We start from the raw sequence: 15,229 nt of genomic DNA, 5'->3' as shown, positions 1-15,229 counted from the left end.
CCACATTAAGGATTAGATATGTCCAACTTCATCGTCAAGAAAGTCGCCGTGCTGGGCGCCGGCGTGATGGGCGCGCAGATCGCCGCGCACTGCGTCAACGCCAAGGTCCCGGTCGTGCTGTTCGACCTGCCCGCAAAAGAAGGTCCAAAAAACGGCATCGTCCTGAAGGCCATCGAGAACCTCAAAAAACTGTCGCCGGCCCCGCTGGGCAACAAGGAAGACGCCGCGCTGATCGAAGTCGCCAACTACGAGGACAACCTCGACGTGCTGGCCGGCTGCGACCTGATCATCGAAGCCATCGCCGAGCGCATGGACTGGAAGCACGACCTGTACAAGAAGGTCGCGCCGCACATCGGCGCCAACGCGATCTTCGCGTCGAACACGTCGGGCCTGTCGATCGAGAAGCTGGCCGAAGGCTTCGACGCCGAGCTGAAATCGCGCTTCTGCGGCGTGCACTTCTTCAACCCGCCGCGCTACATGCACCTGGTCGAACTGATCCCGACCGCGGCCACGAAACCGGAAATCCTCGACCAGCTCGAGACGTTCCTGACGTCGACCCTGGGCAAGGGCGTCGTGCGTGCCAAAGACACGCCGAACTTCATCGCCAACCGCGTCGGCATCTTCGGCATGCTGGCCACGATCCACGAAGCCGAGAAGTTCGGCCTGTCCGTGGACGTCGTCGACGACCTGACCGGCGCGAAGCTGGGCCGCGCCAAGTCGGGTACGTTCCGCACCGCGGACGTCGTCGGCCTGGACACGATGGGCCACGTCATCAAGACGATGCAGGACAACCTGAAGGACGATCCGTTCTTCAGCGTGTATAAGACGCCGGACGTGCTGGCGAAGCTGATCGAAAAGGGCGCGCTGGGCCAGAAGACCGGCGGCGGCTTCTATAAAAAGGTCGGCAAGGACATCCTGCGCCTGGACACCGCCACGGGCGAATACGTGCCGGGCGGCGCCAAGGCCGCCGACATCGTCGCGCGCATCCTGAAAGAGAAAGACCCGGTCAAGAAATTCAAGGCGATGCGCGAATCGACGAACCCGCAGGCGCAGTTCCTGTGGGCGATCTTCCGCGACGCCTTCCACTACATCGCGTTCCACCTCGATTCGATCGCCGACAACGCGCGCGACGTCGACTTCGCGATGCGCTGGGGCTTCGGCTGGAGCGTCGGTCCGTTCGAGACGTGGCAGGCCGCCGGCTGGAACACGATCGCCCAGTGGGTCAAGGAAGACATCGACGCGGGCAAGGCCCTGACCGATGCACCGCTCCCAAGCTGGGTGTTCAGCGCCCCGGTCGCGGAGAAGGGCGTGCACACGCCGGAAGGTTCGTATTCCGTCACGAAGAACGCGTTCGTAGCACGGTCCGACCTGGCCGTGTACGAGCGCCAGCAGTTCCGCGCACCGGTCGTGGGCGCGGGCGGCGACGATCCGAAGACCGCCGGCACCACCGTGTTCGAAGACGATTCCGTGCGCCTGTGGCACTCGGGCGACGAGGTGCTCGTCATCTCGCTGAAGACGAAGATGCACGTGATCGGCGACGGCGTCATCAAGGGTATCAGGCGCGCGCTGGACGAAGCCGAGAAGGGCTTCAAGGGCATCGTGATCTGGAATACGGATGCAGCCGACGGCGGCGCGTTCTCGGCCGGCGCCGACCTGCAATCGGCCCTGCCGGCGTTCATGGCGGGCGGCGCGAAAGCGATGGACCCGATCGTCAAGGAACTGCAGGACACGTTCATGGCGATGAAATACTCGAACATCCCGGTCGTGGCCGCGGTGGCGGGTCTCGCCCTGGGCGGCGGCTGCGAAATGGCGCTGCACGCATCGAAGCGCGTCGCGTCGATCGAGTCGTACATCGGCCTCGTGGAAGTGGGCGTCGGCCTCGTGCCGGCCGGCGGCGGCCTGAAGGAAGCGGCAGTGCGCGCGGCCAATGAGTCGAAGGGTAACGACATCCTGCAATTCCTGAAGACGGGCTTCACCAACGCGGCCACCGCGCAGGTGTCGAAGTCCGCGCTGGAAGCGAAGGCGATGGGCTACCTGAAGGACGACGACGTCATCGTCTTCAACCCGTACGAACTGCTGCACGTGGCGAAGGTCACCGCGCGCTCGATGTTCGACGCCGGCTACCGCGCACCGCTGCGCCGCCCTGTGACCGTCACCGGCCGTTATGGCTGGGGCACGATCCGCGGCCAGCTGGTCAACATGCGCGACGGCGGCTTCATCTCGGCGTACGACTACCAGCTGGGCGACACGATCGCGGAGATCGTCTCCGGTGGCGACATCGACCAGGGCAGCGTCGTGTCCGAGCAGTGGCTGCTCGACATGGAGCGTAAAGCATTCGTCTCGCTGCTGAACAATCCGAAGACCCAGGAACGCATCATGGGCATGATGCAAAACGGTAAACCGGTACGTAACTGATCGCGGCGCGACACTAAGGACTACTGACATGAGCAAACAACTTCAAGACGCATACATCGTCGCAGCGACCCGCACCCCGATCGGCAAGGCGCCGCGCGGCTTCTTCAACAAGACCCGTCCGGACGACCTGCTGGTGGCGGCCATCCGCGGCGCGATGGCCGCCGTGCCGAACCTCGACCCGGCACTGATCATCGACGCGATCGTCGGCTGCTCGTTCCCGGAAGCGGAGCAGGGCTTCAACGTGGCCCGTAACGCCGTCGTGCTGGCAGGCCTGCCGAACACGGTCGGCGGCGTGACCGTCAACCGTTACTGCGCGTCGGGCATCACTGCCCTGGCCATGGCCGCGGACCGCATCCGCGTCGGCGAAGCCGACGTGATGATCGCCGGCGGCGTCGAATCGATGTCGATGGTGCCGATGATGGGCCACCACCCGTCGATCAACATGGAGACGTTCAAGGACGAGAACGTGGGCCTGGCCTACGGCATGGGCCTGACGGCAGAGAAGGTCGCCGCGCAGTGGAAGGTGAGCCGCGAAGACCAGGACGCGTTCGGCCTGGAATCGCACCGCAAGGCCATCGCCGCCCAGCAGGCCGGCCTGTTCAAGGACGAGATCACCCCGGTGGAAATCGTCACCCGCACGCCGGACCTGGCGAGCGGCGAGATCAAGGTCAAGCGCCGCACCGTGGACCTGGACGAAGGCCCGCGCGCGGACGCCACCATGGAAGGCATGGCGAAACTGAAGCCCGTCTTTGCCGCCAAGGGCAGCGTGACGGCCGCGACGTCGTCGCAGATGTCGGACGGCGCCGGTGCGCTGATCGTCGTCAGCGAGAAGATCCTGCGTGAACACAACCTGACCCCGCTGGCCAAGTTCTCGTCGTTCGCCGTGCGCGGCGTGCCGCCGGAAATCATGGGCATCGGTCCGAAGGTCGCGATTCCCGCGGCGTGCGCCGCCGCCGGCATCACGCAGGACCAGCTGGACTGGATCGAACTGAACGAAGCCTTCGCGGCGCAGGCACTGGCCGTGATCCGTGACCTGGGCCTGGACACCAGCAAGGTGAACCCGATGGGCGGTGCGATCGCCCTGGGCCACCCGCTGGGCGCAACCGGTGCGATCCGCGCCGCGACCGTCGTCCACGCCCTGCGCCGCAACAACCTGAAGTACGGCATGGTCACCATGTGCGTCGGCGCCGGCATGGGCGCGGCGGGCATCATCGAACGCGTGTAATCCACACAGCGTGAACGGAAGGGTGGGTGCGGCACAACCGTTCCCACCCTTTTTTATATGAATAAGCGAGACACCGAATGGACATCCTGACCACCACCGCCGACGGCATCCTCACCCTCGAATTCAACCGCCCGGAACGCAAGAACGCGATCACGGGCGCCATGTACACCACGCTGGCGGACGCGCTGCGCGCCGCCGACGCCGACCCGCAAGTCCGCGCCATCCTCATCACGGGCAAGCCCGAGATCTTCACGGCCGGTAACGACCTCGAAGACTTCCTGCACAATGTGGGCGAAGGCGCGATGACGGCATCGCGTCCCGTATTCCAGTTCATGCAGGCGCTGGAAGGCTGCACCAAGCCGGTGGTCGCAGCCGTCGCCGGCGCCGCCGTCGGCATCGGCACGACCATGCTGATGCACTGCGACCTCGTCTACTGCGCCGACACCGCGAAATTCTCGATGCCGTTCAGCCAGCTGGGCCTGTGCCCGGAATTCGCGTCGTCGCTGCTCGTCGCGCAGTCCGCCGGCTACACGCGCGCGGCGGAAAAGCTGATGCTGGGCGAAGCGTTCGGCGCCCAGGAAGCGTTCGAGATGGGCATCGTGGCCCGCGTGCTGCCGGCTGCCGAGCTGCTGTCGTTCGCGCAGGGCCAGGCCGCGAAGCTGGTGAAGCTGCCGGCCGCGTCGATCCGCACGACCAAGGCCCTCATGAAGCGTTCGCGCGCGGCGCTGGTGAAAGACACCATCGCGGCCGAGAACGAGCGCTTCAGCGCGATGCTGACCGGCGCCGAGGCGAAGGAAGCCTTTACGGCGTTCTTCCAGAAGCGCAAGCCGGATTTTTCGAAGTTCGATTAAACAGCTGTCAACCGTCGGTCGAGACCGAGACCTCTTCCCAGGCATCCAGATCGCGCCCTAGGTCGGCCAGCTTGCCCCGCACCAGTTGCAGCGCGTCGCTGCCGAGCAGCAGGTGCGTCGGCGGCGCGTCTGCCTCGATCACGGTCAGTATCGCGCGGGCCGCCCTGGCCGGATCGCCCGGCTGCTTGCCGCTCTTTTCCTCGCGCGCCTTGCGCACCGGGTCGAACAGCGCGTCGTAGTCGGCAATCGAGCGTGCGGTACGCTGCATCGAGCGGCCGGCCCAATCGGTGCGGAACGAGCCTGGTGCGATCGCGGTCACGGCGATGCCGAACGGCTGGACTTCCCTGGCGAGCGTGTCCGAGATGCCTTCCAGCGCAAACTTACTGCCGCAGTAGTAGGCGATGCCGGGCATCGTGATGTAGCCGCCCATCGACGTGATGTTGACAATATGGCCGCGCCGGCGGGCACGCATGAACGGCAGCACGGCTTTCATCATGGCGACCGGCCCGAAGACGTTGACGTCGAACTGGCGGCGCATGTCGGACAGCGGCGATTCTTCCAGGATGCCTTCGTGCCCGTAGCCGGCGTTGTTGACGAGGACATCGACGGCGCCGACGTTCGCTTCGATGTCCGCGACGACGCCGTCGATCGCATCGAATTGCGTCACGTCGAGGATGCGCGCGTGGGCGCGCGCCGGGCACATTGCCGCGAACGCTTGCGCGGCCTGTGCGTTCCTGACCGTGCCCACCACGCGGTGACCGTCGGCCAGCGCCTGTTGCGCAAGAGCGCGGCCGAAGCCGCTGCTGACGCCGGTGATCAGCAGGAGTTTATTGGGTGCCATGTCGTCTTCCCTGAATTGATGAAGATCGCATGTTATTCTTGATGACATCACCAGATAAGCCAAAGTCGACTGTTTTTCTTGCCTAAAACTATGTCCAAGCCGACAGCCGCGGATGGAAACGACGATCCGTCCGGCCACGCGCTGCGGCGCATGGTCGAGCTGCTGCGCGCATTGGCGCCGAACGAGGGCTACAACCTCACGGCGCTGCCTACCGTGCGGATCCTGCGTTCCGACCGCGCGTTGACGCGCACGCCGGTGCTTTACGATCCCGGTATCGTGATCGTTTGCCAGGGCCGCAAGCGCGGCTACTTCGGCGACAGACTGTATGTCTACGATGCGCAGCATTACCTGGCAGTCTCCGTGCCCGTGCCGTTCGACATGGAGACGGATGCGACGCCGGCGCAGCCGCTGCTCGCGCTGTACCTGCACCTCGATTTCGCCGTCGCCGCGGACCTGATGCTGCACATCGACCGCCACGCCCTGGTTGAACCGGCCCAGGCGCCGCAGAGCATGTTGTCGAGTCCCATCGATGCGGACATGCGTGGCTCGGTACTGCGCTTCCTGGAAGCGTTGAACCGGCCGCTGGAGGCGGCCGTACTGGGGCCGGACCTGCTGCGCGAACTGTATTTCCGGGTGCTCACCGGCGCGCAGGGACGCTCGATGCGCGAGGCGCTCGCGCTGAAAGGCCAGTACGGAAAGATCGGCCGGGCGTTGCGCCGCATCCATGCCGGCTACGCGGAAGCGCTCGACCTCGCGCAACTGGCGCGCGAAGCGGGCATGAGCATCCCCGCTTTCCACAGCCACTTCAAGGCGATCACGCAGACGTCACCCATGCAATATCTGAAGTCGACGCGGCTGCACCAGGCCCGCCTGCTGATGGTGCGCCGGGACCTGACCGCGGAAGCGGCGTGCCATGCGGTGGGCTATACGAGTTCATCGCAGTTCAGCCGCGAGTTCCGGCGGCTGTTCGGCTTGACCCCGGCAGCGGAGGCCAGGCGGATGCGGGCCGCCTTTGCCGTCCCGCCGGCGTTTCCCGGCGCCGAATTCGTCTCGTCGCACTGAACCTGGTGCACAATGGTTTCATGAACCTGCACCGTCTCGACCTCGTCTCCCTGTCCCTGTTCAGCCAGGTGGTCCGCTCCGGCAGCATCAGCAAGGGCGCGCTGCTGGCCAACCTCGCCGTCGGCGCGGCCAGCAAGCGCATTTCCGACCTGGAGGCCGCGGTCGGCGCCGCGCTGTTCGAGCGCCATTCGCGCGGCATCACGCCCACCGCGGCCGGCCTGGCGCTGGCCCGGCACGCGCAGCGCATCCTCGGCGACGTGAACCTGCTCGCGGCCGAGCTGCACGACCACGCCAGCGGCATCGTCGGCGTGGCGCGGCTGTGGGCCAACACGTCGGCCATCACCCAGTTCCTGCCGGCCGATATCGCCGCCTTCGTCAAGGCCACGCCGGCGATCCGGATCGAGCTGGCAGAACTCAACAGCGGCGAGATCGTGCTCGGTGTGCTCGAAGGCCGCGCCGACATCGGCATCTTCGCCGACCGCACCCCGGCCCTCGGCCTGCACCTGATGCCCTATCGCGAAGACCGCCTCGTGCTGGTGGTCCCGGCCGGCCATCCGCTCGCGAAGCGGCGCAGCCTGCGCTTCGAGGAAGCGACCGACTTCGACGTCGTCAGCCTGTCGCAGGGCACATCGCTGGCGCAGCGCCTGCAGGTCGAGACGGAAGCCATGGGACGGCGCCTGCGCGTGCGCATCCAGGTGCGCAGCTTCGATGCGATGTGCCAGATGGTGGCGGCCGGGCTGGGCGTGGCGGTGCTGCCGGCCGACGCGGTGCGCGCGCTGGTGCGCTCGCTGAGCCTGCGCCAGATTCCGCTCACCGACGGCTGGGCGCGGCGCCAGCTGCTGATCGGCGTGCGCGACATGGAGACCCTGCCGCGCCATGCGCGCCTGCTCGTGGACCACCTCGCCGGTGGCAAGCCGCACTGAGCGAGCTTTCGCGAAACGCGAAAGCGGGGTTCGCACCTTGGTCATTCCGCGGCCGGGACGGTGCTGCCAGAATCGCATCCATCACGCCAGCAAGAGCGTGCGGGTCATTCGACGAATCCTATCCGGAGACAACACATGAGCAAGATTCTTTCCGCCTCGTCCGGCGCGGCCGACGTGGCCGTGCCCGACATGGCGCGGATCGTGGCGAAGGTGGCATGGCGCATCATGCCCCTCATCATGATCTGCTACCTGTTCGCCTTTTTCGACCGCATCAACATCAGCTTCGCCAAGTTCGCCTTGCAGAGCAGCCTGTCGCTGTCCGACACGGCGTACGGCCTCGGTGCCGGCCTGTTCTCGGTCGGCTACGTCCTGTTCGAAGTCCCCAGCAACATGATGCTGTACAAGGTCGGCGCGCGGCGCTGGATCGCGCGCATCATGGTGTCGTGGGGCATCGCCACCGCGCTGATGGCGCTGGTCCAGACCGAATGGCAGTTCTATGCGCTGCGCTTCCTGATCGGCGCCATGGAAGCCGGCTTCGCGCCCGGCGTGCTGTACTTTCTGACCTTGTGGTTCCCCACCGCCTACCGCGGCCGCATCACGTCGATGCTGTTCCTGGCGTCGGCCTTTTCCGGCCTCGTCGGCGCGCCTGCCGCCGGCCTGGTGCTCGGGCATATGGACGGCGTGCTCGGCATGTCCGGCTGGCACTGGCTGTTCCTCGTGGGCGGCCTGCCGTGCATCGCCCTGGGTGCCGTCGTGTTCGTCGTGCTGAAGGACCGCGTCGAGGACGCGTCCTGGCTCGCGCCGGAGGAACGGTCGCTGCTGGCCGCGCGCATCGCCGAACAGAGCCGGCAGATCGGCAGCCACTCGCTGCTGGGCGCCCTCAAGACGCCGGGCTTCTTCACGCTGGGCCTGGTCTACTTCCTGATCCAGGTGAGTTCCTACGGCCTGAACTTCTGGGCGCCGCACATGATCCGCAGCGCCGGTACGACGAATCCGACCACCATCGGCCTGCTCACCGCCGTGCCCTACCTGTGCGGCGCGATCGCGATGGTGCTCGTGGGCCGGCTGTCGGACGCCAGCGGCGAGCGCAGGAAATTCGTGATCGGCCTCGTGCTGCTGGGCGCGGCGGGCTTTTGCGGCGCCGGCCTGTTCGACCACAGCCCGGGCCTGCTGCTGGCGGCCCTGGCCGTGATGGGTGCGGGTGTGGTAGCGTCGATCCCCGCGTTCTGGGCGCTGCCGCCGAAGCTGGTGACGGGGGCGGGTGCTGCGGGCGGCATCGCGCTGATCAATACGCTGGGCCAGCTGGGCGGCATCGTCAGCCCGGTCATGGTCGGCCGCGTCAAGGACGTCACCGGCAGCACGACGCCGGCGCTGTACGTGATCGCTGCCCTGAGCGTCGTGTGCGCCGCGATCCTGGCCTTCGGCATGCCCGAACGGCTGCGCCGGCGCGAACACTCCGACAACTGACGAGGACAATATGAGCATCACGGCTGCAAGCACGATGTCCGCCACGGCCCTGCAGGGCGTGCGCGTGATCGAGATGGGACAATTGATCGCCGGCCCGTTCGCCGGCAAGACGCTGGGCGAATTCGGCGCCGACGTGATCAAGATCGAGGCACCGGGCGCGGGCGATCCGCTGCGCAACTGGCGCATGATGAAGGACGGCACATCGGTCTGGTGGCAGGTCCAGTCGCGCAACAAGCGCTCGCTCGCCCTCGACCTGAGGAGCGCGGAGGGGCAGGATATCGCGCGCAAGCTGATCGCCGAGGCCGACGTGCTGGTCGAAAATTTCCGCCCCGGCACGCTGGAAAGCTGGGGCATGGGCTGGGACGTGCTGTCCGAGCTGAACCCCGGCCTCGTGATGCTGCGCATCTCGGGCTACGGCCAGACCGGGCCCTACCGCGACCTGCCGGGTTTCGGCATGATCGGCGAAGCGATGGGCGGCCTGCGCCACCTGACCGGCGAACCGGGACGCGTGCCGGTGCGCTGCGGCATCTCGATCGGCGACACCCTGGCCGCCCTGCACGGCACCATCGGCGTGTTGACCGCGCTGTACCACCGCAAGGTCAATGGCGGCCGCGGGCAGGTGATCGACGTGGCACTGCACGAAGCCGTGTTCAACGTGATGGAGAGCCTGGTCCCCGAATACAGCGCGTTCGGCGCCGTGCGCGAGGCCGCCGGCAGCGCGCTGCCGGGCATCGCGCCATCGAATGCCTACCGCTGCGTCGACGGTTATGTGCTGGTCGCCGGCAATGGCGACAGCATCTTCAAGCGCCTGATGCAGGCGATCGGCCGGCCCGACCTGGGCGACGCCCCCGACCTGGCGAACAATGCCGGCCGCGTCGCGCGCGTGGACGAGATCGACGCCGCCATCGGCGCCTGGACCGCGGACCGCACCGTGGCCGATGTGATGGACCTGCTCGGCGCGGCGAAAGTCCCGGCTGGCAAGGTCTACACGGCCAGGGACATCGCCGAGGACCCGCATTACCGGGCGCGCGACATGATCCTCACCCAGCAGACGCGCGAAGGCTATGACGTCGAGGTGCCGGGCATCGTGCCGAAATTGATGGGCACGCCGGGCAGCGTGCGCTCGGCCGCGCCGCGGCTGGGCGAGGACACGGACGCCGTGCTGCGCGAGATCGGCCTGACCGGGGACCAGATCGCGGCGCTGCGGGCGCGCAAGGTGGTCGCATGAGCGCTTTCATCGGTAGCGGTCGCCGGGTCGCCGGCCGCCGCATCCACATCCAGGAAGTCGGGCTGCGCGACGGCCTGCAGGCCGAATGCCGCTTCGTGCCGACTGCCGACAAGATCGCGCTGGCCGACACGCTGTCGGGCGCCGGTCTCGCCAAGATCGAGGTCAGCTCGTTCGTGTCGCCGAAAGCCGTGCCCGTGCTGGCCGATGCGGCCGAGGTGTTCGCGGGCATTGCGCGCCGTCCCGGCGTCGTCTACAGCGCCCTCGTGCCGAACCTGCGCGGGGCCGAGCGCGCCGTCGCGGCCGGTGCCGGCGAGATGAACCTCGTCATGTCGGCCAGCGAAAGCCACAACCTGTCCAATCTGCGCATGACGCGCGCGGCTTCCTTCGCCGGCCTGGCCGACGTGGCCGCGCTGGCCCGGCGCCACGGCATCGGCGTCAACGTGTCGCTGTCGTGCAGCTTCGGCTGTCCGATGGAAGGCGACGTCACGCAACAGGAGGTGCTGGACTGGTGCGCGCGCTTCGTCGACGAACTGGATGTGCAGGGCATCACACTGTGCGACACCACCGGCATGGCCTATCCGACGCAGGTGCGCGCGCTCACGGAAGCGGTGCGGACGCGCTGGCCCGGCATCGAACTGACGCTGCACTTCCATAACACGCGCGGCATGGGCCTGGCCAATGTGCTGGCCGCGATCGACGCCGGCGCCGAGCGTTTCGACGCGTCCCTCGGCGGCATCGGCGGCTGCCCCTATGCGCCCGGCGCCACCGGCAACGTGTGCACGGAAGAAGTCGTGCATGCGCTCGACCTGATGGGCTACGACACCGGCGTCGACCTGGCCCAGCTCCTGCGCGCCGCGAGGCGCCTGCAGGAACTGGTCGGCCACGACGTGCCCAGCCAGATCGTCAAGGCGGGGCGGCGCCTGGACCTGCATCCGCGACCGGCCGTGCAGGCCGTTGCCTGATCGCGCCGGTCAGCGTAACGCTGCCTCGCAGCGCGCGATGTCGGTCCGCCCGTGCCCGGCCACGACCTCGGCGCCATACACCGGGAGCTCGAGATACGCGCGTTCCGTCGCGCGCACGGCCAGCACGTATGCCTGGCGCACCGTCTTGTGGCGCAGGACGATGCGCGCCACGTAGGCCGGCGCCAGCACGCGCTGGGCCTTGCGCTTGCCCAGGTCGAGATAGCCGAACTGCAGGGTCGCCGCTTCCACGAGGCCGCCCGCGATCTCGCGCTGGCCGAGCAGGGCGCCCAGCTGCGCCACGATCTGGCGCGCGCCCCGTTGCGGTTCGATGATGGCGGCCCGGTCCAGCACTTCGCCGTTCGCGGGCCGCATCTGCACGGACAGGGTGTCCAGGCGGCCGTCGCCGGCGAGCCGCAGCGCCGCGGACGCGGCGCCCAGCACCGGGATGCCGCCGGCGTACTGGCGCCAGGCGCCGAGGGCGCGGAACAGCGTCGTCGCGGACGCCTTGCCGGTCGGGTCGGCGCCCTGGCCGCGCGTGCGGAACAGGCGTTCGAAGCGCAGTTCGCCGTTCGCACCGGCCCAGTCGGACAAGGCCAGCTTGTGCGCGCTTTCCTCGACGAGACGCTGCAGGATGTCGCGTTCCGCCTCGCGCCCGAACGGACGCTCCGCCGGGGCGAGGCCGGACACGTAGCGTAGGGCGCCGGACGCGTGGTAGACCATGGCGCGCGCGCCGTCCGGCAGGTGGATCACCGTGTGGTCGTCGCGCTGCTGCCAGGTGCCGCCGTTGTCGCGCGGGCAGTCGCCATGCTCTACCAACTGCGCGACGAAGCGCCGGGTGCGGGCCCGCAACTGTTCCTGTGTCGGCGTCTGCAGCAGCAGGACATCCGCCTGGTCGGGGATGCGGGCGTCGGCGCAGGCGCCGGCCAATGTGTGCAGCAGGGTGTGATCGTTCATGGTTCAGCCCTCCGTCCAGTACCACAGCAGGCAGGCCTGCTGGGCAGGCGCCAGGTCCGGGGTCACGGTGCCGTGGCCCCACAGGTGATCGCGGTTGATGGCGCTCTGGTCCCAGCGGATGGCGCCATTGTTCCAGGTGGCGGCGTCGCCCACGCAGACGGTGATCGGGTGGTTGTCGACCCACCAGTCCGAGACCCCGTCGTGCCAGGCGTGCGACACGGTGTCGCCGTGGACGAGGTTGTCGCCCACGTCGTCGCCGCATTCGTCCGTCGTGATGCCGTCCCACATCAGGTCCCACGCGCCGCAATAGATGTGCATGCGCGCGAAGATGTTCCACAGGCCCGTGACGATGGGCAGCGCGGCCGTGTCGCAGGAATAGGCCATCACCCATTCGTTGTTCCAGTCCTCGCCCAGCTGCCAGCGCGCGGAGTTGGCATACCACTCGGTGACGGGCGTGTCGTACAGCAGCACGGCGTGGCCGCCGTCGTCGTGGTTGCCGTGGGTCTCGATCCAGAACAGGTCGACGTCGTCGGCCCATTGGCGGTCGCCGCCGCCCTGGTCGGTGTCGCGGATGTCGGTTTCCCAGACATCCGTATTGGCCCAGTAGAACGCGCGCGTGTGGTCGGCGCCGCGCAGTTTATTGTCCAGGCCATTACTTCGATTGAATGTGTACGTGAGGTCGCCCGCCGTGTCCACGTGCGCCGCGCGCGCGTGGCTGAAATAGCGGATCGCTTCGACACCGAATCGTGCCATGACTGTCTCCTTGGTAATGCCGGTTGCATGAATGCCGGCGCAGCCCATGTACGGTAGCGGTACGCGACCGGCGCCGGCCTGCTTTGGATCAGTCGTGCACGCGCACGGCTTTGATGCGGCGCGGGTACGGGCCGCGCAGGGTCGCATATGGATGACGCGAAGAATCATTGGCGGCCCGATGGCGGCGCGCGCGGGCGCGGGGATGCGCTACAGTGGGAGGATGTCGCGAAGGAGCCATCATGGAGTGTGAAATCAAACTGGCCGTGGACGCGGGCAGCGCCGCGCAGATCAAGAAGTCCGCCGTGCTGCGCGAGCACGCCGTGTCCAAACCGCACGAAGAAGAGCACGTCGACCGCTATTTCGACACCGGCGGTTTCGACCTGTGGAAGCACGGCTTCGCCCTGCGCGTGCGCAGCGCCGGCGAGCGCCATGTGCAGACCCTGAAGGGCGGCGGCAGCGCCGTGGCCGGCCTGCACCGGCGCACCGAGCTGGAGGCCGGGATCCCGTCCGCGGCGCCCGACCTCGACCTGTTCGCCAAGCAATTACGCGCAGCGTTGCCCGCTCTGGCGCGCAGCCTGGACGGCCAGGCGCTTGCCGCCGAACCGGTCTTCGTCAACCGCACGAAGCGCACGACGTGGATGCTCGCCCTGCCGGACGGCACGCACGTCGAGTGCGCGCTGGACGTCGGCGAATTGCGGCGCGGCGAACGCACGACGCAGGTGCGCGAGCTGGAACTCGAAATCAAGGACGGCGATCCGGCCTGCCTGTACGATCTGGCGCGCCGGGTGCACGAGGCGACGCCGGTCCGTATCGAGAACGTCAGCAAGGCCGAACGCGGCTATGCGCTGGCGACCGATGACAAGGCGCACGCCGTCAAGGCCGCGCCGGTGACGCTGAAGCGCAAGGCCACGCTGGGCGACGCGTTCGGCGGCATCCTGCTCAACTGCCTGCAGCAGATGCAGGCCAACGAGGCCGGCGTGCAGGCGGGCGACGTCGAAAGCCTGCACCAGATGCGCGTGGGCCTGCGCCGCCTGCGCGCGGCCCAGGCGATGGTGCGGACCCTCGTGCGGCTGCCCGACCCGCTGGCCGCGGACATCGACTGGCTCGCGGACGAACTGGGCGACGCCCGCAACTGGGACGTGTTCCTCGACTCCGTGCTCCCCGGCCTGCCGCTGACGGACGAACAGAAAGCGGCGCTGGCGCGCGTGGAAGCGGCGGCGCGCGAAGAGGCCGAGCGCCACCGGGCGCGCGTGCGCTCGGCCGTCGGCAGTCCACGCTACACGACCTTGATGCTGGCGCTGGGCGGCTGGATCGCGGGCAGGGGCTGGCACCACACGACCGTGCCGACCGACCCGCTCGAGCAAAAGATCGCGAAGGCCGCGCCGCAGCTGGTGCAGCATGCCAGCGCGCGCGTCCGCAAGCGCGCCCGCGGCACCGACCTCAAACGGCCGGAATGCCTGCACAAGGTGCGTATCGCGGCAAAGAAGGAGCGTTATGCGCGCGAGTTCTTCGCCGCGCTGTCGCACGACCGCAAGGCGACGAAGCGCCATGACCTCCTGAGCGGCATGCAGGACGAGCTGGGCGAGATCAACGATGCCTTCGTCGCGCGCACGCTGGTCGCCCGGCTGCGCGACCGGGTGCCGCAGGAGGCGGAGCTGCTCGGCTTCATCGAGGGCGTGCTGGCGGCGCGCGCGCTCGATGCGATGCCGCGCGCGCGCCGGCACGTCAAGCACCGCCTGCGCGCCAAGGCGCGCTTCTGAGCGGGGCGGGGCGAGCCCTTACGCCTTCACGGCCAGGAATTCGCCTTTCCCGACCGGGACCAGGCTCGCCGTGAAGGCGCGATCGGCGCGCACGGCCGCCGTGAATGCGGCCATGTCGTCCGCGTGTGACGTCGCGTTGTCGACGACGAGCAGGCCGCCGGGACGCAGCACGCGGCGGATGTCGGGCCACCAGCCCAGGTAGGCGCCGCGGTTCGAATCGAGGAACAGCAGGTCGAACGAGGCGTCGAACAGGCTGGCCAGCATCGCGCCGGCATCGCCTTCCAGCAGCGTGATGCGGGTGTCCAGTCCCGCGCGCGCAAAATTGGCGCGCGCCATGTCGATCTTGCCGTGGGCCAGTTCGATCGTCGTGACGGCCCCGCCGGCGTCCGCCACGGCGTCGGCCAGCCACAGCGTGGAATAGCCGTTCGACGTGCCGATCTCGAGGATGCGGCGAGCCCCCGTCGCCTTCGCCAGCACGGCGAGGAACGCGCCGGTGTCCGGCGTGATGTTGAGCATGCGCGTGGCGCCGTTGGCGGGGTCGGCGTCGTGCGCGGCGCCGAACGCGGCCAGTTCGTCGAGCAGGGTCTTGAGGTGCGAATCCAACGTCAACTCCTATCGTGGGCGATCCCGTGATGATGCGCCAAAACGCCGCTCCCCATACCTCGCGAGATGTACAGGGAGCGACGAACCATGGAATCTGGTGCCGGTATGTTTCCCGACCGCCGGCGCCGGTAGGGCGGCCTGGCCGCCTTGCGCCCTTTTTTCCGGGAGCGATGCGTATTCTGACG

At 68.1% G+C, this 15,229-nt stretch carries 13 protein-coding genes; 9 read left to right on the top strand and 4 right to left on the bottom strand.

What is annotated here, in order from left to right; translation table 11 throughout:
* The first annotated feature begins 18 nt into the window (after nt 1-18).
* From U9J41_RS08320 to U9J41_RS08310, 3 genes are all read left to right on the top strand, one after another.
* Nucleotides 19-2,415, top strand: a complete 2,397-nt coding sequence (locus U9J41_RS08320) for a 3-hydroxyacyl-CoA dehydrogenase/enoyl-CoA hydratase family protein (protein ID WP_322401749.1) — start codon at nt 19-21, stop codon at nt 2,413-2,415.
* Between the two features lie 28 nt (nt 2,416-2,443).
* Complete coding sequence (locus U9J41_RS08315; protein ID WP_322401748.1) at nt 2,444-3,640, top strand: acetyl-CoA C-acyltransferase; 1,197 nt, start codon at nt 2,444-2,446, stop codon at nt 3,638-3,640.
* Between the two features lie 77 nt (nt 3,641-3,717).
* The gene (locus U9J41_RS08310; protein ID WP_322401747.1) at nt 3,718-4,491 is read left to right on the top strand and encodes an enoyl-CoA hydratase; all 774 of its coding nucleotides are present in this window, start codon (nt 3,718-3,720) and stop codon (nt 4,489-4,491) included.
* Between the two features lie 7 nt (nt 4,492-4,498).
* Here U9J41_RS08310 and U9J41_RS08305 read toward each other — a convergent pair whose 3' ends face one another.
* Nucleotides 4,499-5,332: an oxidoreductase gene (locus U9J41_RS08305; protein WP_322401746.1), complete on the bottom strand. Its 834-nt coding sequence runs from the start codon at nt 5,330-5,332 to the stop codon at nt 4,499-4,501.
* Nucleotides 5,333-5,482: 150 nt separating this feature from the next.
* Here U9J41_RS08305 and U9J41_RS08300 point away from each other — a divergent pair, with 150 nt between their 5' ends.
* From U9J41_RS08300 to U9J41_RS08280, 5 genes are all read left to right on the top strand, one after another.
* Nucleotides 5,483-6,394: an AraC family transcriptional regulator gene (locus tag U9J41_RS08300; RefSeq protein ID WP_322401863.1), complete on the top strand. Its 912-nt coding sequence runs from the start codon at nt 5,483-5,485 to the stop codon at nt 6,392-6,394.
* Between the two features lie 20 nt (nt 6,395-6,414).
* The gene (locus U9J41_RS08295) at nt 6,415-7,317 is read left to right on the top strand and encodes a LysR family transcriptional regulator (RefSeq protein WP_322401745.1); all 903 of its coding nucleotides are present in this window, start codon (nt 6,415-6,417) and stop codon (nt 7,315-7,317) included.
* Between the two features lie 189 nt (nt 7,318-7,506).
* Nucleotides 7,507-8,784, top strand: coding sequence for an MFS transporter (locus tag U9J41_RS08290; RefSeq protein ID WP_425260196.1), 1,278 nt, complete (start codon nt 7,507-7,509; stop codon nt 8,782-8,784).
* A gap of 10 nt (nt 8,785-8,794) precedes the next feature.
* Nucleotides 8,795-10,012, top strand: a complete 1,218-nt coding sequence (locus U9J41_RS08285; protein WP_322401743.1) for a CaiB/BaiF CoA transferase family protein — start codon at nt 8,795-8,797, stop codon at nt 10,010-10,012.
* Entirely contained in the window at nt 10,009-10,974 is a 966-nt protein-coding gene (locus U9J41_RS08280) for a hydroxymethylglutaryl-CoA lyase (RefSeq protein WP_322401742.1), read from the top strand. Before U9J41_RS08285 ends, U9J41_RS08280 begins: the two co-directional genes overlap by 4 nt.
* A gap of 9 nt (nt 10,975-10,983) precedes the next feature.
* Here the strand turns inward: U9J41_RS08280 and U9J41_RS08275 are convergent, their stop codons facing one another.
* Both U9J41_RS08275 and U9J41_RS08270 read right to left on the bottom strand, forming a co-directional pair.
* Nucleotides 10,984-11,928, bottom strand: coding sequence for a hypothetical protein (locus U9J41_RS08275; protein WP_322401741.1), 945 nt, complete (start codon nt 11,926-11,928; stop codon nt 10,984-10,986).
* A gap of 3 nt (nt 11,929-11,931) precedes the next feature.
* Nucleotides 11,932-12,681 carry a DUF6345 domain-containing protein gene (locus tag U9J41_RS08270; RefSeq protein ID WP_322401740.1) on the bottom strand — a complete coding sequence of 250 codons (750 nt, stop codon included), beginning with the start codon at nt 12,679-12,681 and terminating at the stop codon, nt 11,932-11,934.
* Nucleotides 12,682-12,920: 239 nt separating this feature from the next.
* On the opposite strand from U9J41_RS08270, the gene U9J41_RS08265 reads away from it, so the two are divergent.
* The gene (locus U9J41_RS08265) at nt 12,921-14,441 is read left to right on the top strand and encodes a CYTH and CHAD domain-containing protein (RefSeq protein ID WP_322401739.1); all 1,521 of its coding nucleotides are present in this window, start codon (nt 12,921-12,923) and stop codon (nt 14,439-14,441) included.
* Nucleotides 14,442-14,459: 18 nt separating this feature from the next.
* Here the strand turns inward: U9J41_RS08265 and U9J41_RS08260 are convergent, their stop codons facing one another.
* Nucleotides 14,460-15,044: an O-methyltransferase gene (locus U9J41_RS08260; RefSeq protein WP_322401738.1), complete on the bottom strand. Its 585-nt coding sequence runs from the start codon at nt 15,042-15,044 to the stop codon at nt 14,460-14,462.
* Nucleotides 15,045-15,229 lie beyond the last annotated feature (185 nt).

This window comes from Massilia luteola, assembly GCF_034420155.1.
Taxonomy (GTDB): Bacteria; Pseudomonadota; Gammaproteobacteria; order Burkholderiales; family Burkholderiaceae_D; genus Telluria; species Telluria luteola.
The sequence above is the reverse complement of the archived record's forward strand: the minus strand, read 5'-3'. Positions and strand labels throughout refer to the sequence as shown.

What these genes read in the sequence shown, in the direction of transcription:
- U9J41_RS08320 (WP_322401749.1), top strand. Translation starts at nt 19, where the DNA reads ATGTCCAACTTCATCGTCAAGAAAGTCGCCGTGCTGGGCGCCGGCGTG.
- U9J41_RS08300 (WP_322401863.1), top strand. Translation starts at nt 5,483, where the DNA reads ATGGTCGAGCTGCTGCGCGCATTGGCGCCGAACGAGGGCTACAACCTC.
- U9J41_RS08280 (WP_322401742.1), top strand. Translation starts at nt 10,009, where the DNA reads ATGAGCGCTTTCATCGGTAGCGGTCGCCGGGTCGCCGGCCGCCGCATC.
- U9J41_RS08295 (WP_322401745.1), top strand. Translation starts at nt 6,415, where the DNA reads ATGAACCTGCACCGTCTCGACCTCGTCTCCCTGTCCCTGTTCAGCCAG.
- U9J41_RS08305 (WP_322401746.1), bottom strand. Translation starts at nt 5,332, where the DNA reads ATGGCACCCAATAAACTCCTGCTGATCACCGGCGTCAGCAGCGGCTTC.
- U9J41_RS08265 (WP_322401739.1), top strand. Translation starts at nt 12,921, where the DNA reads ATGGAGTGTGAAATCAAACTGGCCGTGGACGCGGGCAGCGCCGCGCAG.
- U9J41_RS08275 (WP_322401741.1), bottom strand. Translation starts at nt 11,928, where the DNA reads ATGAACGATCACACCCTGCTGCACACATTGGCCGGCGCCTGCGCCGAC.
- U9J41_RS08315 (WP_322401748.1), top strand. Translation starts at nt 2,444, where the DNA reads ATGAGCAAACAACTTCAAGACGCATACATCGTCGCAGCGACCCGCACC.
- U9J41_RS08290 (WP_425260196.1), top strand. Translation starts at nt 7,507, where the DNA reads ATGGCGCGGATCGTGGCGAAGGTGGCATGGCGCATCATGCCCCTCATC.
- U9J41_RS08285 (WP_322401743.1), top strand. Translation starts at nt 8,795, where the DNA reads ATGAGCATCACGGCTGCAAGCACGATGTCCGCCACGGCCCTGCAGGGC.
- U9J41_RS08310 (WP_322401747.1), top strand. Translation starts at nt 3,718, where the DNA reads ATGGACATCCTGACCACCACCGCCGACGGCATCCTCACCCTCGAATTC.
- U9J41_RS08270 (WP_322401740.1), bottom strand. Translation starts at nt 12,681, where the DNA reads ATGGCACGATTCGGTGTCGAAGCGATCCGCTATTTCAGCCACGCGCGC.